The following is an 18,838-nucleotide window of genomic DNA, read 5'->3' as shown; positions in this document are numbered from 1 at the left end:
TCATACTTAGAATATTCACTTTAATTATAGTTTATTACCTTGGAGACCAATTTTTACTTTATTTAAAGGTACAGTTCTGCCTGACTTTTTAATGGCTTCCTCTACTGCCCATACAATCCCTTGGCAACAAGGAACCTCCATATAGGCTACTGTAATTGATTTAAAGTCGTTAAGTTCAATCATTTGAGCTAATTTATCTACATAAAAATTAACATCATCTAGCTTAGGGCATCCCACAGCCACTGCTTTCCCCTTTAATAAATCTAAATGGTAGTTAGGAAAAGCCACTGGTACACAATCGGCTGTGACTAGTAAATCCGCTTGATGGAAATAAGGGGCATTAGGTGAAACTAGCTTCAATTGAACTGGCCATTGCTTGAGTTGAGATTTAATTTGAATCTCTACATCATTGCTTTCCACAGTCTCTGCCTTCTCTTCTTCCTGATCAAATTGCATCATTTGATTTCCTGGGCATCCGCATCCGTGACCGCCATGATCATGACCCTTTTTTTCTTCTTCATGTGTATGTCCATGAGGTCCGCCATGGGCTTCTTTTTCAGTTGTCTCATTATGCTGTGGTGTAAATGTTTTTCCTTGACTTGCCAACAGCTCAATAACAGCTTCCTCATCATATTCTGGTGCTTCTCTCTCTATTAACTCTAATGCATCCTGTGGACAATGTCCTAGGCAGGCCCCTAGTCCATCACAATACTTATCATCGATGAGCTTCACTTTCCCATCAACGATTTGCATAGCTCCTTCAGCACAGTTAGGTATGCATAAACCACATCCATCGCATTTTTCCTCATCAATTTTTAAAATTTGTCGAATTGCCATCTATATCCTCTCCTTTAATTTCTTCTTTATGTTTATTCTAACTGACTTTTATTCCTGTGTATGTGATAATTAGCACAATCTTATTATCCATTCATAGGCGTTAACTTAACCCATGTTATTCCAAGGTAAAAATTACATTTGAAAAAAAGCATGAAAAATGGGAATCTCAAAGTGACCATCACATCACAAAGGAGAGATTCCCATGAAGATATCTTCATCACTTATTATACAATTTATTCGGTTGTTTGATAACAATAAAATTATGGAAATTGCCATAGGCACAGGTTTATTGAAGCGTCAAAAGGGCATGTTGCCTGATACAATTCTTAAGGTTTTCACATTCGGGTTGCTAAATATAGCAAACCCCTCATTAAACCAAATTGCATCTAAATGCCAAGCATTTCAACCAGGCTTAACAATCTCCAAAGAAGCAGTGTATAAAAGACTGAAAAAATCTTCTTTATTTTTACAGGAAACATTTAAACATATGATGCAAAAATCTATGAATAGTGTAATCCCTGTAAAAACTGCCGCTATTCTTGAGCAGTTTAAGGATGTAAAGATATGTGATAGTACCAAAATTACTTTGCCGGATAAGCTGGTGGCTCTGTACCCCGGATTAGGTGGACGCAATGCTAAATCTTCTTTAAAAGTCCAAGGCATTTATAGTTTGATTCCTGCTAGATTTTCAAGCCTTGAAATAACAAAGGCTCCTGGCGCTGATACTACCTATAACGATAAGTTACTTGCCATGGTTAATCCAGGTGAATTGCTAATAACAGACCTAGGATATTTTAGCAAAGCATTTTTTGAAAAACTATCAACAAAAGGTAGTTACTATCTCACTAGAATCAAGAAAAACTCTATTGTTTACGTAGAAAAGTCAGGACAACTAACTAAGGTGGATTTGACTGATTTACTAAAGGGTACTGTGGTTGATACAGAAGTTTTTCTGGGAATAGCCCATAAAAAACAACTTAAATGTCGTTTTGTAGCCATTCGCCTGCCAGAAAAAGTGGTGAATCAACGTAGACGCAAGGCTAACCAACAGGCTAAAGCCCAAGGCAAACAACTTAGTGCGAAAGAAACTGAATTGCTGGCATGGAATATTATTGTTACAAATGTTACAAAAGATAAGTTATCTCCTGAAGCTGCTTGTGATTTATATAGAGCAAGATGGCAAATTGAACTCGTATTTAAATCATTAAAAAGCTATTTAAATATTGATAAAATAGGCTCTTGTGGTAAATACCAGCTAGAGTGTTTGATATATGGGCGCTTAATAGCAGTAGTTGCCATGTTTTCTTTATACAATGTTCTATATATACCAGCAAATCAACATTTCACAAGAAGTTTAAGTATGTTGCGATTTGTAAGTATTTTTGCAATTCATGCTAATGAGATAGCCCTAAAGCTTCAATTAACAATACCAAATATTCATTTTCTTGAAAGACTTTTCAAGAAAATGAGTAAAAAAAGTTTGCATGATAAGCGTCAGAGAAAAACAACGTTTGAAATACTACAGGAATACTTTTTTCTCGAAATTAATTTCCAAAATATTGCTTAGGTTAACGCCTATGATTATCCATTACGAATTAATTTACCACAAAGGGGACAGTAGGCAGCCTCTTCCTCTAGTTCAAGTTTGCAATCTGTACAATATTTTATTTTTTTGATATTCAACACATGCTTTTCCAATTCCTCTATATCTCGATTTAATGTATTCAATTCCGTAATTAAATGTCCAATCTCTTCTTTGCTAACAAATTCATATCGCTTTAGCCTTGCATAGACATACTTTCCGATCTCCTCATATCTCTCTTGAATTAAATCTTCTTTTTTATTAATACTCATATTGAGTTTTCCAACTTCTACCATCTCTGAAGATTTCTGTCCCATGGTCTTTGCTGACTTTGAAGCAGAGTTCATAAATTTTTCCATCAAACTCATTTTCTCATCTCCCTTTAAGTATATCCTTACTGCCATTTTATTCAACTTATTATGAAAGTTTACAGTTGAAATTTTATCTGATGAGCTTCATCAACTAATTATGATATACTTTTTTCTCCAAAAAAATAAAGAAGTAGGTATTTGATAGAAATACCTACTTCCAACATTGACACATAACTTTTTATAGATTTTCACGCTATGCGATTTGCGTAATAACAAGGTGTGCCGAAACTGGCCTTGTTCCTCCTGCTAAAGGAGTAATCGTTAGTGCCGTTGCATTACCTGCGGGATTTCGTACAGTGAGTATCGAATCTATGACTGTCGTCTCTACAAGAGCAATTCCTACTATCTGAGTTGTACCCGTTGCCCGCCCAACCACTGTATATGCTAGGTCAGCACCATCAAGAGTTAGAATAAGTTGGCCCGCTTCATCCACACTCACTTGGAACAAGACTTGATAAGTGCCAATCTCAGCCAATTCAAATGTGCTGGGACCAGTACGAGTAATGGAAGTCCCACTAGTAGGCCCATCTTGGGGAAACTCTACATCTGTACCAGGTGCAACTGTTGCTGCATTATCAGGGGGCATCAACGCATAAAAATCTGCAAAGTTTAATATTCCTCCAGCTGGTCCAGCTGGTCCTTCTGGCCCTTCTGGTCCTTCTGGTCCTTGCGGTCCTTCTGGTCCTTGCGGTCCTTCTGGCCCTTCTGGCCCTTCTGGTCCTTCTGGTCCTTCTGGTCCCTGAAGTCCTTGTGGTCCTTGTGGTCCTTCTGGTCCTTCTGGTCCTTCTGGCCCCGGAGGCCCTGGAGGACAAATACATCTTCCCATACTTTCACATCCTTTCTATTAAGGTCACTTCATTCTATTCAAAATTGCACCAGCTGTGATGAAAAATAAAGCAAATCCAATATAAAAGAATGCAAATTTCACCCTATATTTTTCTGCAGCATTGTTATCTTCATATACCAATATCTCTACTGTAGCATAAGATAAAGAAAGAGATTAAAATGATAGGAAGTGATAAAGTTGTATGAAGGTCCATTAATAGGTATTTGGGTACATACTTCAAAGAACAGAAAAAGAATTTTGAAACTTTATCAAGGTTTTCACAATCTAAACCTGAATCTTTACGCTTTTACATCATCATCTATTTTTTGGAATAAACAACAAATTCTTGGACTTAGTCTTGTTGATAATAAATGGAAGGAAAGTATGTTTCCTTTTCCTCATGCCGTTTATAATCATTATTACAATAAAAAAGCAATAACCATCCAACGCCTTAATAATATAATTGGCCAAGACAAGTGTTTTAATCGAATAAATTGGTTTAACAAATGGGAAGTCTATACATTATTAAAACAATCGAACCTCAAAAGATATATACCAGACACATTTTTATTTAATGAGGTGAATGTAACAAAACTATTAAAGAAATACAGATTAGTATACATAAAGCCCGCATATGGAAATAAAGGAAAAAGCGTATATCGGGTAGAGCTAAAAGAAAATGGAGACACTTATATCTCTTTACACAGCTTACCCCCTAGATTTATTTGCAGAAAAAATGAAGATTTACAGAAACGATTAGACGAACTCCTCAATGAAAAAATTTTTATAGTACAGAAGGGAATTCAGTCAAATCAAATAAATCACCAGTATTATGATATTCGGGTCCTTGTCCAAAAAGACATTCGAGGGAAATGGACGCCTTCCACCACGATCTGTAGAGTGGCTAATAAACATTATTTTAACACTAGCGTATATGAATCAATTTATGATGCTGAAAAAATTCTCGATCAGATATTTCCCTTGAAAAAAATGAAAGAAAATATTCTCCAATCAATTAACCGTATCAGTATAAATGCCGCACAAGTACTAGAAACCCATATGGGATTGCTTGGAGAAATAAGTGTGGACTTCGTATTAGACGAAGAAATGAAGTTATGGATTATTGAACTTAACGGTAGCCCTCAAAAGAGCATATACAAAGACATTAAGAACTTTAAGCATAAACAACTAATCTACAGCAGACCTATGGAATATGCTTATTATCTCTCCACCCACTGACTTTCCCTCAATGTCTAAAGATTACAAATACCTTACTTTCATCCTTCATCACTAACTCTAATGTATCACCTAATTCCCAGTAAGCACATTTTCTTATCTATGATTCTACCATTCTACGTAAAAGAAACTCCTTTTTGTGGAGTTTCTTTTTCATAAATCAATTTACTTTTGCAATAGTCCCAAAATATAGTGCCTAGATTCATTTTCTTTAAGGGAATCAAATATGATTTTCCTATATCACTAATGTTCCGTCTTCTTCTTCAATCATCAGTAGAATTTGTCTTTGTTCACCGCTTTCTGCATCAATGTAGATGAGGTATCTGTCTTCACCAAACTGCACCTTAAACTCATAGGTTAAAATCTCATGATTTCCTGCCACTGGGATCAACGCAAGTCTTACATTATCCACTTCTACAGCACTAGATAATTTTTCCTGGGCTTCTTCCTCAGTCAACTTAGGCTCTGGGATGTCCCTTTCATGATGATTGATTAGGTACCCCTCCGTTTCGAATCCAATAATTTCTCCATTATCAAGGGCTACCTTTACTTTAATTAGGTCTGTATAAACAATCACATCATCCTGCTCATAGGCAAAATTGATAATCGTCTGTCCTTCGTATGCCATCAAATAGGTTGATACCATATTTTCATAGCCTAGCTTTTCTAAGAATTCCTCTGCGATTTCGATGGCTTCTGGTCTGTCTAGCTGACTTTCTCCAGTCTCCCTAGGGTCTAAATACCACACAACATGTCCACCTACCTGACTAATGGCCATGGATACTTCTTGTCCTTCATCAGCACCATTTTTTGTTGCTCTTAGGTAATATCCTTTAATTGATGTGTTATTTATTTCTTGAAAGAACACAACCTCATCAAAATTTTGATCTGCAAAATTTTCATTGGCAATATCAATGGCTTGCTGTGCACTGATTGTTTCCCCTTCTAATTTTGGCGCCACCCGCTTTAGATGCTCTGAAAAGGGTCCGTCATAAATGAGTTCTGGATACTCGTTTATTCTTTCTTCAATATCTATTAAATTAAAATCCTTCATTTGATCACTTACACTGCCTAGATCTCGATTTCCTTCTCTTCTTAAATCACCAAATTTAATCCCCCCGGCAGCAACGGTTTGTTGTAGTTCAATCAATTGTTGCGATAGGTAGTTGGCATATTGATGAAGCTCTTCTAGGGTTTGCATCTCATCTGGTTCTAGATGTTGCCCCTCCAAACTTTTGTTTACCATGGCTGTGGTATAATCTCCTAGCTGACTGAGAAATTCTTCGGTTCGCCTAATTGCGCCATGATAGAAAGGAAGCTGTGTCATTTTTTCTTGGGCTAAATAAGCCTGTTGGACGGTACTATTTAAGTGTTTAATGGTCTCTGGATTTGAGCCCGATACCATGGCTTTTGCTAGATCCACCTGAAGATTTTCCACATGGCCAATCATGTCATAAAATTGTCTCTGAAATTGTATATCTAAATATGTATGATAGTCATTTCTTTCACCATATTGATAATACCCCCAGACTGCTGTTGCCACCAATGCAATGGATAATACTCCAGGTATAATGTATTTTCTCATTTGATCCCTCCTTAATTTTAGTTTCCAAATACATGTCTACCAATTGTGAGCGTAATGGTCCGAGTCCAAATCCATCGACTAGTAGCTGTGACTGGATTCCAAAAGTAAAGTGCGCCTCCTGTTGGATCCCATCCATTCAGTGCATCTCGGGCCGCTCGATAGGCGGAATCATTTGGTGCTTCGTTAATTGTCCCTCGTTTAACTGGTTCAAAGGCACAGGGTTGATAGACTACCCCAGCCATAGTATTTGGAAATGCCGCATCGCTTACTCGATTGAGTATTACTGCACCTACCGCTACCTGTCCCTCATAGGGTTCTCCCTTTGATTCAGAGTGTATGGTCCTGGCTAGTAATTCCACATCATCGCTCCTAGAGACACCCCTACTGACTGATTGGGTGGGAGGGGTAGCTGTGGTTCCCATACCTAATGCGCCTCTGGTCTGGGGGCCTACAATCCCATCCACGGTCAATCCATTTATTCTTTGAAATAACCTAACAGCTTCGTGGGTTTGGGGTCCATAAGTGCCACTGATGGGTCCGTCATAATAATCCCATCTGGTTAACCGTTCTTGTAAATCAGTTACCTCTCCCCCACTAGATCCCCATGAAAGATTTTGTGCATAAATAGAATCATAGTAAATTACATTGGCTGCTAAAACGCTAATGACAATTGTCAGCAAAATCCATACTGACTTTTTCATTGAATTCCCTCCTTCATCATGATTACCGCTACCTATATTTTTATCTGAATCCTGGGGTTTTATCCACAAAAAAGAAGGATAATCGTGTTTTAACGATTATCCTTCTTTATATTTTGATGTATTAAAGTCCTAAGAGCGTACTTGCAATATTAAAGTATACAATTAAAGCTAAAGCATCCACAATGGTGGTAATCATAGGACCTGCCATAATAGCAGGATCTAACTTCAGTTTCTTTGCTAATATTGGCAAAGTTCCCCCTACCATTTTTGCCATCATGATGGTCACTACCAAGGTCACTGATACTGTAATTGCAAAACCCAAACCTGCTCTTACAAAAATCATCATCCTAATGAAGTTTATAAAACCTAATGCAACCCCTACGATGATACTTACCTTAAACTCACTCCAAAAGACCTTGATATAGTCTTTTAACTCGATTTCTCCTAAGGCCATTCCCCTGATAATTAAAGTAGATGATTGAGAACCCGCATTACCTGCTGTATCCATGAGCATAGGAATAGAAGCAGCTAAAATTGCAACGGCCTGCAAGACATTTTCAAAACGACCAATGATTCCTTCTGTAAAGGTGGCTGAAACCATTAAGAGCATTAACCAAGGAATTCTTCGCCTGGCCAAAGCAAATGCATTTGATTCAAGATACTCCTCTTCACTGGGCTCCATGGCAGCCATCTTTTGAAAGTCTTCCGTATTTTCCCGGTCAACAACATCCATGATATCATCGATGGTAATAATTCCAACTAGACGTTCTTCTCGATCTACCACGGGTAAAGTAAGTAAATCGTACTTCTTAAATAGTGCAGCAATTTCTTCTTGGTCATCTAATGTATGGGTGGCAATGAATTCTTCAGTCATGATATCGGAAATCAATAGTTTCTCGTCTAATAAAACCAGCTTTCTGAGAGAAACAAGACCTTCAAGCTTTCTTTTTTCATCTAATACGTAACATATATAGATTGTTTCTTTATCGACTCCATTTGCTTTTATATAGGCCAAAGCCTCTTTCACAGACATTTCTTTTCTTAGGTCTATATATTCTATGGTCATCAAACTACCAGCAGAATCTTCTGGGTATTTTAAAAACTGATTGATTAGTTTTCTTTCTTCTTCTGTGGAAGACTTTAAAATACGTTTCACGACATTAGCTGGCATTTCTTCTAAAAAGTCAATTTTATCATCGAAGAATAATTCCTCTAGTATTTCATTCAACTGGGTTTCATGGATTGCCTCTACAATTGCTCTTCTTTGTTCCGATGACAAATATGAAAAAACATCTGCGGCTTGATCCTTTGTTAACAATCTAAACACGATCACACTTTGTTTTTTATCAAGATCATCAAATATTTCTGCAATATCAACTGCCATAATTTCGATTAGTTCTTCTTTTAAAACCCCAAATTTCTTTTCCTCAACCAGTGTTAAAATTCTTTCATTCATTTCTTCATTCATTCTTTCATTCATTCATTTTTTCACCTCTCCTATTCAGAAGAGTGCATACCTACCGAGGGGGCAGAAGTGTCCTCTTCTAAAGTATTGATTATTTCACTGCCAGACCCACAATCGTACCTGGGACTTGCATCCATTTCTACCACCTCCTCGCTTCTCTATTTATATTTATTTAAAATTTTATTTAGTGTATTTGATATCTATCTCTAATTGTTAGCCTGGATAGGGTTTTTTAGAAATTAATCTTATCACGTCGCATATTAACATTTAAAACTAATCCTAGCGCAATCATATTTGAGAGCATAAATGTACCGCCATAGCTGACAAATGGTAAGGGCTTTCCAGTTACAGGCATCAATCCAATGGTCATTGCAATGTTTGCAATAATATGGAATGCCAACATAAATGTAATCCCTGTTACGATATATTTTCCAAAATCATCCTTTGCTTCTCTAGCTACATTCATACACTTGATCAAAAGAATCGCATACAATATCAACAGGACAATCGACCCAACGAAACCAAGCTCTTGGGCAATGACTGAAAAAATGAAGTCTGTATGTTTTTCTGGTAAAAAGCCAAAATGGTGAAAAAAAGTTGTGCTCGGTGGATTAATCCCCAGAAAGTTTTCTAAACGCATCCCTAGGGTCCTTCCAGCACCAACTGTAATCTTTGATTGAATAATATGATATCCTGCGCCTTGGGGATCTAACTCAGGATTCAAAAAGGTTAATATTCTTTGCTGCTGATAACCTTTTAAGACCACAAACCACATAAATGGTAAACTTACCACTCCCATAATTCCTGTTATTAATATATGCTTATATCTCAATCCGGCTATAAAAAGCATCCCAAAGGTGAAGGATGCAAAGGCCATGGTGGTTCCTAGGTCAGGCTGTCTCATGATCAATAGCATGGGAAGACCTGCAAATGCAATAATTTTCATTAGGGTAGGAATTTTGTGGATTGATTCCTTATTATCATCTATCATTTTTGCTAAGCAAATGATGATGCCTATTTTGGCAAAATCCGCTGGCTGAAATTGAAATCCAGCGATTCGAATCCATCTATTGGCACCCCACTGTTCTTGTCCTGTCCCCATAACAAGTACTGCCAGGAGTAGTGCATTCGACAAAATATAAATAGGAATATACATTCTTGAAAGACTGTTATAGTCTATGAGCATGATTGCAATAATAGCACCTATACCAATCAGAACTGATATAATCTGGGTTCGTATATGTCTGTTACTTAAGGCACCTTCCGTAGCACTTCCTACCATCATGACACCTATAATGCAAATAATCAATACAACGGCAATAAGTCCAAAGTCAATCTTGCGAGCTAAACGATGATCAATCCTCACACCACATCCTCCTTTCTAAATACAACAGTACTATTTGGGATGCTTTAATAAGCTCGCCTAAATCAATCACGATTAGGAAGTCTTCAATGCTTCTTCACATAACTAGTTTACTCTAATTAAAGCTATTTTTCAACTTAATTTTACACTAGTCCAAGGCTCTATAGGGCAAAATAAAAGCAAAGCCTCTAGGGCTTTGCTTTTATTTTGTATAAGATTGTGTGAAACACTCATTATAATTTAGGACTATTGTTGTTTTCCACTCATACTTCTTTCAGCTTGCTCAACTAATCTCTTAGTCATATATCCACCAACATAGCCATTTTGTCGAGCTGTTAGATTTCCTTTATCCATTTGCTCATAGTTTGATAATCCAAGTTCATTTGCAATTTCTGTCTTCATAGAATTTAATGCTTGACGTGCTTCTGGCACCACTACTCTGTTTCTACTTCCACTGTTATTGTTGTTTGGCATAATGCTTATCCTCCTTGTGTCGTTTTTAGTTTGTAGCCTTTGCTACACTCCTATTATTTGTATTCATTGTACTTTTAATCATTGTAAATAATAGGAGACTCTCCACAAGATGTTTTAAATTACAATGTTTGGTTTTATGCAAAATTAAAAGTGCCAGAAGCTCCCTGGCACTTTTGGTACTTTATTAAAACTTAAATAATCCGCCGCCTCCAAATAAAATCAATAACAGTACAAATACCAGAATCAAATTCTCATCAAACTTAGCCCAAATGTTCCCAATTCCACAACCTTTTCCACCTTGGCCAAAGAGTAAAAAAAGAACAATACAAATCAGTATTGGACTAAATTGGCTTTTGCCTCTTCCAATTCCACCAAAGAATGATCCTAGTATGTCATTTGGATTCGTTGCCTTAGCTTCACTCATAAATAACACTCCTTTATCAAATTAATGTTATTCTATAACACTTACTCTATCTTATGTGGAAATAAAAAAAGTGTGATAGGTTATAATAAAAAGTTTCTTCTTGTGACATTCATCATATTCAACAACTCTTTTTTTGGGTATGCTATGTTTAATAAGGAGACTTAATTTAGCGGGAGTTTCGATTCCCACTGGACTGTAGTCTTAGGAATTTCCAAAGATAATAAAAAGGAGGAAAAATAATGAGTGCATTTTTAGGACCTATTCACCATTGGTTATTTAATAAGATTGTTTTATTTGAGGAGTTAGAGACAACTACTGTTAATCACCTTACCAGTATATATGGGGATGATGCGAAGCAAATTGGAGAAGCTGCAGAGGCACACTTTGGAACTTATCTACCAAAGTTGCCCTTAGAAAATTTAATCGACACCAATAATATTCATGGTTGGTTACAAAATCGGATCCAAATTGCCGAAACAAGACAAGCAGCCACATTAAAAAATATGATTGAAAGGTACGGAAATGAAGTGGTTAACCACATTCAACCACTTTATATCAGTCAAGGTAAATCAACTGGTTTAGGTGTAGCCCAAGGGGATCTACCTTTAAATGCCCCGGCACTGCATAAAGAATTAAACAATTACTTATTAGATGGTATGCCTTGTGATAATGTCAACAGTCTCACGATAACAGAGGCCGAACATTTAGAATGGCAAACCACCCGTTGTCTACACAGACCTTATTGGGATCAAGTGGGAATGGATTCAAGTATCATGTATCAACTTCGCTTTAGCTGGATTAATGCATTTATTGAAAATGCCAATCCAAACTATACTTACGAGGCACAGTTGCTTGAAGGTCAGGATGGCTATCTACAGAAAATTTATAAAAAGTAAAATAACCAATCTTTGTTTTGTTAGTAAAAGACCATGTTCCCATGGTCTTTTTTCTGTTTCTTTATTTTTTCTGTTTCCTTATTTTTCTAGGTGATTTTTTGGTCTTTGTGTACAAAATATAACTGTGCTAAAAAATCATTAAACTATAGGAGGCAAAAAAATGACAGTTATTAATAAGCTTCAACAGGCTTTAACTACTGCAAAAGGCTTGCAAGCAGATCTAAAGACTTTCTCTATGGATACTGAAGACCAGCAAGCGCAGCAAATGTACAGTCAGCTGTCTTCAAATCTAGACAACGCTGTTCAAATGCTACAATCTCGTGTGGATTATGTGAATAGTGAGGAACCTCAATATCAACAGGAAACTATGGGAATGCAACAGCCAAAAAATCAACAACAAAATTCACTTCAATCTCAAATGTCAAACAGCCAACAACAAGAACAACAAAAACAACAGCAACAACAACAGCTACAAAACAAAATGCAAAATAAGCAACAAAATAAATTGAAGTAAGGCATCATTTTGTTTAGATTTAAAATGGGGGTTTAACCAACCTCCATTTCATTTATTTTTTGTTGTGCTTTTTCCCTCCGACAAATGTCATAGGCGATCTGTAGCTTATAGAATCCAGCCACCGCAAGCTTCATTTCTGCCTCTTTAGGCTCTAGTACTGTAATCCATTGTAAAAAGGAAATGTATTTTTGCATTTTAGACTGCCTTACTGCAAAGAATTTAGCAATCTGTATTGCTAGTAAAAAGAAAATGAGTATGACTACCAGTGAGTCAATGCCTAGCCACCATATGATTCCATAGAACAGCAGAAAAATACCTGCAATATTGGATCCACATCTTGAGTTGAATCGAGAAGCCTTCTTTACCAAATCAATGGTGACATACCCATGGGCCAGATAACAATTAATTACCTTGTGCTCTGCTCCATGATATCGAAAGAGTCTAATAATATTCTTCAAATTAATAAATGCAAACAAAAGTATTCCACCATAAATCAAAAATGAAAATCGTTCCACAGCATGGAATGGACTAAAAAAAGATGATGACAGATATTCTTCTGCTATTAACATGAGAATCATTAGTATAAAGAGTGCTCTTATTTTTTTGCTCAAAAGATTCCATTGGTAATATAGTACTGATATGCCACCTAGCAAAGGAACTTTTTCTATCTTCCTCATCCACTTTGGGTTTTGAATCCATTTCATTTCAAAATGCATTTTCTGTTGTCTTTTTATGGTTTTTATCTTAAATGCCTCGGTAAAAAATGTAATTCCATTGAAATGTGCATAGCCCCCCAATTTCATTTTACCTACCTACTTTCCTAATCTATATAATTATATTTCTATCTCTATTATAGACGACAATGACATTTTTCAACAGGATAGATTACATTGACGAAAGTCACAGCATCCATATGATTAAAGTCACATCATGAAGGTAATATTTAGAATATACTACAGTTACAGATTACAACTAATTAAGGAGGTTTTTTTATGAAAGCCATTCAAGTATTAAGGGACGAACACCAATATATTTTACGTATGTTAAAAGTAGTTCGAGGATTCTCTATTCACACTTTTAAAACACAGGAAGTGTATTATAAGGGGTTCCATGACGCCATTGATTTTATCCGTAACTATGCAGATAAGTTTCATCATGGTAAAGAGGAGGATATTTTATTTCTCAAAATGTCTTCTGAGTTAGGAAAGGCCATTGAGCAAGGACCTATTTTCGGTATGTTGGCAGAGCATGACCTTGGTAGACTACATATCAAAACCCTGGAGGAAGCACTCCATGCTGCAGAAGCAGGAGATGAGGATGCTAAGGTAGACATTATTGCCAATGCCATCAGTTACACCGACCTTCTCTATCGTCACATCGACAAAGAGGATAATGCTATTTTTAACTTTGCTGAATCACAGCTGTCCCAGGAAAGTCTTCAAACATTAGATGTTGATTTTGAAGCAGCTAAAGAGCGCCTGGCTAGTGATACAACAGAAAAAAAATATGTTCAATTATTAGAAGAATTAGAAGCTACTCTTGCTTCACTGTAAGTAAAACCTTCTTTCTCCATAGCAAGATAAAAACCCCTAGGATCAATTGATCCTAGGCGTTTTTTTCATATCTTATATTCTGTAACTATGAACCTTGAGAAATGTTCTTTTCTTCTCTTTTTTCTTTCTCAATAGGGACTTCCTTTGGTTCATGCTTTTCTTGTAGGTTCTTAAAGGCCACTGCTAACATCAATTTAATTCGATTGAGCTGGTTGACCTCACTGGCCCCAGGATCATAGTCAATGGCAACGATATTAGAATGAGGATAATGACTTTTCAGCTTCTTAATCATACCTTTCCCAGTCACATGATTAGGTAAGCAGGCAAATGGCTGCATGCAAACAATATTAGGCACACCTGTTTCAATCAATTCAATCATTTCTGCGGTTAAAAACCATCCCTCTCCTGTTTGATTTCCTAAGGAGAGAATTTTCGATGCATCTTCAGCTAACTCTTCAATTGACTTAGGAGCTTCAAAGCGTTGGCTAGACTTTAGTGCCACCTTCATAACCCTTCGGTAATACTCGATGGCTTTAATCGCTGTGCTTGCTATGAACTTAGCTTTTTTGCTTCCTGCTAAATACCGCTGCTTAAAGTCTTGATTATATGCAGAATAAAGGAAAAAGTCGATTAAATCTGGCATCACAGCCTCTGCCCCTTCCTCCTCAATCAGTTTCACAATTTCATTATTGGCAGTGGGATGAAATTTAACAAGAATTTCTCCTACCAACCCGATCCTTGGTTTTTCAATGTTTTTGATTTCTAATTGATCAAAATCCGCTACAATTTTCTTCACATTTTCTTTGAAGTCTTTAAAGTTTCCTTCATATACGGATTTCTTACATATGGCTACCCATTTATCATAGAGTAAATTTGCTGAGCCTGGAATTGTTTCATAGGGACGAATGGCATATAATACCCGCATCAATAAATCTCCATAAACAAGGGCTTTCATACCCCGGTGAAGTAGAATTGGCGTAATCTTAAACCCTGGGTTTTTCTCAATCCCAATGGCATTAAGGGAGATCACTGGTACATGATGATAACCAGAATCCTCTAGGGCCTTTCTTAGAAATCCTACATAGTTGGTGGCTCGGCAGCCTCCTCCAGTTTGAGAAATCAGTACTGATGTGCGATTCACATCATATTTTCCTGATTTGAGCGCCGCAATCAATTGTCCTATTACAATGATAGAGGGGTAACAAGCATCATTATTCACATACTTTAGACCTTCATCTACCGCCTGACTATCTACAGAAGGTAATACTTCCATTTTATACCCAGAGGCTTTAAATGCTTGTTCTACAAACTGGAAATGAATCGGTGACATTTGAGGAACAAGTATTGTATGTTCCTTTTTCATCGCCTTGGTAAATATGGCTTTTTCATTTTTCTTTTCAATTTTCACCGGCTTATAATGATTTCTTTCTCGTTCTTCCATTGCCGCCTTTAGTGATCGAATCCGAATTCTTGCGGCTCCTAAATTATTACCTTCATCTATTTTCAATGTTGTATAAATTTTTCCATATTGTTGCAGTATTTCCTGTACTTGATCGGTTGTCACCGCATCAAGTCCACAGCCAAAGGAGTTCAATTGAATTAACTCAAGATTTGAATTGGTAGAAACAAAGCTTGCTGCTGCATATAATCTGGAGTGATATCCCCACTGATCAACAATGCGTAGCGGTCTTTCCACATGGCCTAGGTGTGCAACAGAATCCTCTGTCAATACTGCCATATCAAAAGAGGTGATCAGACCTGAAATGCCGTGATGTATTTCTGGGTCAATTTGATAGGGGCGCCCTGCCAAAACAATCCCTTTTCTCCCTGTATCCTTTAAGTACTGTAGCACCTCTTCTCCCTTTGCTTGGATGTCATTCTTGACTTGATCTGATTCTTTCCATGCTAATTCTAGGGCTTGATTGATTTCATCTCGGTTGACTCCCATTTTCTGAAGCTCTTCAAATAACCGTTCTTGAAGTCTCACTTTATTGTGTAGGGGAAGAAATGGATTCATAAAGGTAATATGATTCTCCTCGACGACCTCCATATTGTTTTTAATTGCCTCGGGATAAGAGGTCACAATAGGACAATTAAAGTGGTTATCTGCCCCTTGTTGTTCTTTGGGTTCATGGGTGATGCAGGGATAAAAAATAAAATTAATCTTCTTTTCTACTAAACTCATTATATGTCCATGTACAAGTTTAGCAGGGTAGCATACCGACTCCGAAGGAATGGTTTCAATTCCCTTTTCATAAATTTCCTTTGACGAACGGGGAGATACGATCACCCGGAATCCTAATGCCGTAAAAAAAGTAAACCAGAGAGGATAGTTTTCATATAAATTAAGTACCCTGGGGATTCCCACAGTTCCTCGGGGTGCTTCCTCATCCTTTAATGGTACATAACCAAATACGCGCTTATATTTATAATCATATAAATCTGGTACAGTTTCTTTTTTTTGCTCTAAACCGGCTCCTCTTTCACAGCGATTTCCGGATATAAACCTTCTTCCATCAGAAAATTGATTCATGGTTAAAAGACAGTTGTTACCACATAGGTCACATCGCCTTGTGCTAGAAGTCATCTGAAAATCCTTCAATTGGGCCATAGGAAGAATTGTGCTCTTTTTGCCTTGGATATAGCGTTCCTGAGCAATTAATGCAGCCCCAAAGGCACCCATAATGCCCGCAATATCTGGCCTAACAACTTCACAGCCTGTAATCAATTCAAATGCCCTTAGGGCACTGTCATTATAGAATGTGCCTCCTTGGAGAATGATTTTTTCACCTAACTCCTTTGTATCTCTAATTTTAATTACCTTGAAAAGAGCATTCTTAATCACTGAGTAAGATAATCCTGCTGCAATATCCCCAATGGTCGCCCCTTCTTTTTGTGCCTGCTTGACACGTGAATTCATAAATACGGTGCACCTGGTGCCTAAATCCACAGGTCTTTGAGACTTGATTGCTAGGGCTGCAAACTCTTGAATCTTTAAATTCATGGAGCTGGCAAAGGTTTCTAAAAAAGATCCGCATCCAGAAGAACATGCCTCATTAAGTAAAATAGAGTCAATCATACCATTCTTTACACGCATACATTTCATATCCTGACCGCCAATATCTAAAATAAACTCCACCCCAGGCAGAAAAAAATCTGCGGCTTTATAATGGGCTATTGTTTCAATTTCTCCAATATCTATAGACAATGCGCTTTTAATTAATGCTTCTCCGTATCCAGTGACCGTGGTTTTTGCAATTTCAGCTTCCTCTGGCAGTTCTGCATACAGTTTTTTCAAAGCACTGGTTGTTGAACGCAAAGGGCTCCCTTCATTACTTCCATAATGGGAATACAGTAATGTACCAGATTCATCAATTAGGGCTAGTTTTGTGGTGGTAGACCCTGCATCAATCCCCAAAAAACACTTGCCTTTAAAGCTCTTTAGTTCTTGTCTTTTTACAACATGCTTTTTATGGCGATTTGTAAAACCCTCATATGCCTCTTCATCTGAAAAGAGAGGCTTTAAGGACCCAACCTCTTGAATCAATGGCACATCAGCTTGATTAACTCTTCTTTTTAAATTTTCAAAGGAAAACCCTTTTTCATTTTTTGCATTTAGAGCTGCTCCTATAGCAACAAACAACTGTGCATTTTTAGGAAAGATAACCTGCTCCTGTGAAAGTTTCAATGTCTCAATAAAACGGACTCTTAGCTCAGATAGAAAATAGAGGGGACCTCCTAAAAAAGCAATGTTTCCTTTAATGGGTCTTCCACAGGCTAATCCTCCTATGGTTTGGTTCACAACAGCCTGGAGAACTGAAGCTGCAATATCCTCAGTAGCTGCACCTTCATTTAGTAGTGGCTGTACATCGGTTTTTGCAAAAACACCACATCTAGATGCAATGGGATATAATACCCCATAGGTTTTTGCAAGTTCATTAAGCCCTAATGCATCGGTTTGCATCAAAGCGGCCATTTGATCTATGAATGCTCCCGTCCCACCGGCGCAGGTCCCATTCATCCGTTGTTCTAGCTGTCCCTGAAGATATGTTATTTTTGCATCCTCTCCACCCAGCTCGATGATTACATCTGCATGAGGGTGAAGGATCTCTATGGCGTGGGTACTTGCGACTACTTCTTGTATAAAGGGAATATCAATCCATTTTGAAACAGCCAATCCTCCAGATCCAGTCGTCATGACCATGACATCCTTACCTCTTAAAAACTGATCTGATTCATTAATTAATTGACGAATTGTTCTCTTAATATCAGCAAAATGTCTTTCGTATCGATTGTAGATCAGTTTGTAATTTTTGTCTAAAACAACTAATTTCACCGTTGTTGAGCCAACGTCCAACCCTAAATAGACTGCATTTTTCATAAATTTCATCCTACCTCTCCCAAAGGCTTTTTTATATTGATCTCCTCAGGTTTTATGTTTTCTTTTAATCATATGTTACTTTTATTTATATACTTCTTTTATTCAAATTATCATGCTACTTTAATTGTGAAGCCTACATGTTTTCATCCTGCCCATTTCACTTTTATCTTCACCTTCATTTCATTTACTAATAATTATTCTTATCTTCTCCTTTTACCCATCAAAATCCTTTTTATTGGAAAAAATTTCACTCAATCAAAAATTCGTCTACTGCTTTTGCATTGACTCATAACGCACTTACATTTTTAATGAGGGTTATTTAAAATTTCAAGTGCTTAAATAAAAGAATCTACTTAGATGAACTAAGTAGATTCTATGTTTCTATCTCTATATTTATTTCTCTATATTTATTTCTCTATATTTATTTCTCTATCTTCTTAATGCTGCCATATGAATTGCTTCTCCACTCAATCCCATAACCGCTTCTACAAAGGCATAAATCCCCTCTACAGTTGTTTGGTATTGTCCATCAACTTGAATTCCACTTCTAGTTCTTCACCATTTTTCAAAGTTGCCTTCACAAGGTTTGGATTGATAATCACTAAGTGTAATTCCAAATTCCTCAATATT

Annotated in this window: 16 protein-coding genes; 5 read left to right on the top strand and 11 right to left on the bottom strand. The window is 36.9% G+C overall.

The features are described from left to right. Positions 1-24 precede the first annotated feature (24 nt). Positions 25-837 carry an ATP-binding protein gene (locus AMET_RS06780; protein WP_012062614.1) on the bottom strand — a complete coding sequence of 271 codons (813 nt, stop codon included), beginning with the start codon at positions 835-837 and terminating at the stop codon, positions 25-27. Positions 838-1,039: 202 nt separating this feature from the next. Between AMET_RS06780 and AMET_RS06775 the strand changes: the two genes are divergently transcribed. Further along, entirely contained in the window at positions 1,040-2,404 is a 1,365-nt protein-coding gene (locus AMET_RS06775; RefSeq protein WP_012062613.1) for an IS4-like element ISAme1 family transposase, read from the top strand. A 14-nt stretch (positions 2,405-2,418) separates the two neighbouring features. Here the strand turns inward: AMET_RS06775 and AMET_RS06770 are convergent, their stop codons facing one another. Together AMET_RS06770 and AMET_RS26850 are read right to left on the bottom strand one after the other, a co-directional pair. Then, positions 2,419-2,787: a zinc ribbon domain-containing protein gene (locus tag AMET_RS06770; RefSeq protein ID WP_012062612.1), complete on the bottom strand. Its 369-nt coding sequence runs from the start codon at positions 2,785-2,787 to the stop codon at positions 2,419-2,421. 196 nt (positions 2,788-2,983) lie between these two features. After that, positions 2,984-3,616, bottom strand: coding sequence for a hypothetical protein (locus AMET_RS26850; protein ID WP_012062611.1), 633 nt, complete (start codon positions 3,614-3,616; stop codon positions 2,984-2,986). 198 nt (positions 3,617-3,814) lie between these two features. Between AMET_RS26850 and AMET_RS06760 the strand changes: the two genes are divergently transcribed. Continuing rightward, on the top strand, positions 3,815-4,855 hold the full coding sequence (locus AMET_RS06760) for a YheC/YheD family endospore coat-associated protein (protein WP_083760874.1): 1,041 nt from the start codon (positions 3,815-3,817) through the stop codon (positions 4,853-4,855). Positions 4,856-5,087: 232 nt separating this feature from the next. On the opposite strand, the gene ypeB is transcribed toward AMET_RS06760, so the two are convergent. The 6 genes from ypeB to AMET_RS06730 form a co-directional block, all read right to left on the bottom strand. Continuing rightward, entirely contained in the window at positions 5,088-6,437 is a 1,350-nt protein-coding gene (gene ypeB, locus AMET_RS06755) for a germination protein YpeB (RefSeq protein WP_012062609.1), read from the bottom strand. 17 nt (positions 6,438-6,454) lie between these two features. Further along, complete coding sequence (gene sleB / locus AMET_RS06750) at positions 6,455-7,138, bottom strand: spore cortex-lytic enzyme (RefSeq protein WP_012062608.1); 684 nt, start codon at positions 7,136-7,138, stop codon at positions 6,455-6,457. 121 nt (positions 7,139-7,259) lie between these two features. Further along, a complete protein-coding gene (mgtE, locus tag AMET_RS06745) occupies positions 7,260-8,618 on the bottom strand; it encodes a magnesium transporter (protein WP_012062607.1) in 1,359 nt (452 codons plus the stop codon). Positions 8,619-8,835: 217 nt separating this feature from the next. Beyond that, complete coding sequence (gene rodA / locus AMET_RS06740) at positions 8,836-9,969, bottom strand: rod shape-determining protein RodA (RefSeq protein ID WP_012062606.1); 1,134 nt, start codon at positions 9,967-9,969, stop codon at positions 8,836-8,838. Positions 9,970-10,212: 243 nt separating this feature from the next. Beyond that, positions 10,213-10,440 carry an alpha/beta-type small acid-soluble spore protein gene (locus AMET_RS06735; protein ID WP_012062605.1) on the bottom strand — a complete coding sequence of 76 codons (228 nt, stop codon included), beginning with the start codon at positions 10,438-10,440 and terminating at the stop codon, positions 10,213-10,215. 184 nt (positions 10,441-10,624) lie between these two features. Then, positions 10,625-10,864, bottom strand: coding sequence for a hypothetical protein (locus AMET_RS06730; protein ID WP_041720455.1), 240 nt, complete (start codon positions 10,862-10,864; stop codon positions 10,625-10,627). A gap of 239 nt (positions 10,865-11,103) precedes the next feature. Here AMET_RS06730 and AMET_RS06725 point away from each other — a divergent pair, with 239 nt between their 5' ends. Together AMET_RS06725 and AMET_RS24890 are read left to right on the top strand one after the other, a co-directional pair. Continuing rightward, on the top strand, positions 11,104-11,760 hold the full coding sequence (locus AMET_RS06725) for a hypothetical protein (RefSeq protein WP_012062603.1): 657 nt from the start codon (positions 11,104-11,106) through the stop codon (positions 11,758-11,760). 160 nt (positions 11,761-11,920) lie between these two features. Beyond that, positions 11,921-12,274: a DUF1657 domain-containing protein gene (locus AMET_RS24890; RefSeq protein ID WP_012062602.1), complete on the top strand. Its 354-nt coding sequence runs from the start codon at positions 11,921-11,923 to the stop codon at positions 12,272-12,274. A gap of 32 nt (positions 12,275-12,306) precedes the next feature. Here AMET_RS24890 and AMET_RS06715 read toward each other — a convergent pair whose 3' ends face one another. Next, a complete protein-coding gene (locus AMET_RS06715) occupies positions 12,307-13,077 on the bottom strand; it encodes a DUF1385 domain-containing protein (protein ID WP_012062601.1) in 771 nt (256 codons plus the stop codon). A gap of 189 nt (positions 13,078-13,266) precedes the next feature. Here AMET_RS06715 and AMET_RS06710 point away from each other — a divergent pair, with 189 nt between their 5' ends. Then, on the top strand, positions 13,267-13,827 hold the full coding sequence (locus tag AMET_RS06710) for a hemerythrin domain-containing protein (protein ID WP_012062600.1): 561 nt from the start codon (positions 13,267-13,269) through the stop codon (positions 13,825-13,827). 85 nt (positions 13,828-13,912) lie between these two features. Here the strand turns inward: AMET_RS06710 and AMET_RS06705 are convergent, their stop codons facing one another. Further along, positions 13,913-18,208, bottom strand: coding sequence for an acyl-CoA dehydratase activase-related protein (locus AMET_RS06705; RefSeq protein WP_041721454.1), 4,296 nt, complete (start codon positions 18,206-18,208; stop codon positions 13,913-13,915). Between the last annotated feature and the right edge of the window lie 630 nt (positions 18,209-18,838).

This window comes from Alkaliphilus metalliredigens QYMF, assembly GCF_000016985.1.
Taxonomy (GTDB): domain Bacteria; phylum Bacillota; class Clostridia; order Peptostreptococcales; family Natronincolaceae; genus Alkaliphilus_A; species Alkaliphilus_A metalliredigens.
The sequence above is the reverse complement of the archived record's forward strand: the minus strand, read 5'-3'. Positions and strand labels throughout refer to the sequence as shown.

What these genes read in the sequence shown, in the direction of transcription:
- AMET_RS06780 (WP_012062614.1), bottom strand. Translation starts at nt 837, where the DNA reads ATGGCAATTCGACAAATTTTAAAAATTGATGAGGAAAAATGCGATGGA.
- AMET_RS06775 (WP_012062613.1), top strand. Translation starts at nt 1,040, where the DNA reads ATGAAGATATCTTCATCACTTATTATACAATTTATTCGGTTGTTTGAT.
- AMET_RS06770 (WP_012062612.1), bottom strand. Translation starts at nt 2,787, where the DNA reads ATGAGTTTGATGGAAAAATTTATGAACTCTGCTTCAAAGTCAGCAAAG.
- AMET_RS26850 (WP_012062611.1), bottom strand. Translation starts at nt 3,616, where the DNA reads ATGGGAAGATGTATTTGTCCTCCAGGGCCTCCGGGGCCAGAAGGACCA.
- ypeB (WP_012062609.1), bottom strand. Translation starts at nt 6,437, where the DNA reads ATGAGAAAATACATTATACCTGGAGTATTATCCATTGCATTGGTGGCA.
- sleB (WP_012062608.1), bottom strand. Translation starts at nt 7,138, where the DNA reads ATGAAAAAGTCAGTATGGATTTTGCTGACAATTGTCATTAGCGTTTTA.
- mgtE (WP_012062607.1), bottom strand. Translation starts at nt 8,618, where the DNA reads ATGAATGAAAGAATGAATGAAGAAATGAATGAAAGAATTTTAACACTG.
- AMET_RS06735 (WP_012062605.1), bottom strand. Translation starts at nt 10,440, where the DNA reads ATGCCAAACAACAATAACAGTGGAAGTAGAAACAGAGTAGTGGTGCCA.
- AMET_RS06730 (WP_041720455.1), bottom strand. Translation starts at nt 10,864, where the DNA reads ATGAGTGAAGCTAAGGCAACGAATCCAAATGACATACTAGGATCATTC.
- AMET_RS06725 (WP_012062603.1), top strand. Translation starts at nt 11,104, where the DNA reads ATGAGTGCATTTTTAGGACCTATTCACCATTGGTTATTTAATAAGATT.
- AMET_RS24890 (WP_012062602.1), top strand. Translation starts at nt 11,921, where the DNA reads ATGACAGTTATTAATAAGCTTCAACAGGCTTTAACTACTGCAAAAGGC.
- AMET_RS06715 (WP_012062601.1), bottom strand. Translation starts at nt 13,077, where the DNA reads ATGAAATTGGGGGGCTATGCACATTTCAATGGAATTACATTTTTTACC.
- AMET_RS06710 (WP_012062600.1), top strand. Translation starts at nt 13,267, where the DNA reads ATGAAAGCCATTCAAGTATTAAGGGACGAACACCAATATATTTTACGT.
- AMET_RS06705 (WP_041721454.1), bottom strand. Translation starts at nt 18,208, where the DNA reads ATGAAAAATGCAGTCTATTTAGGGTTGGACGTTGGCTCAACAACGGTG.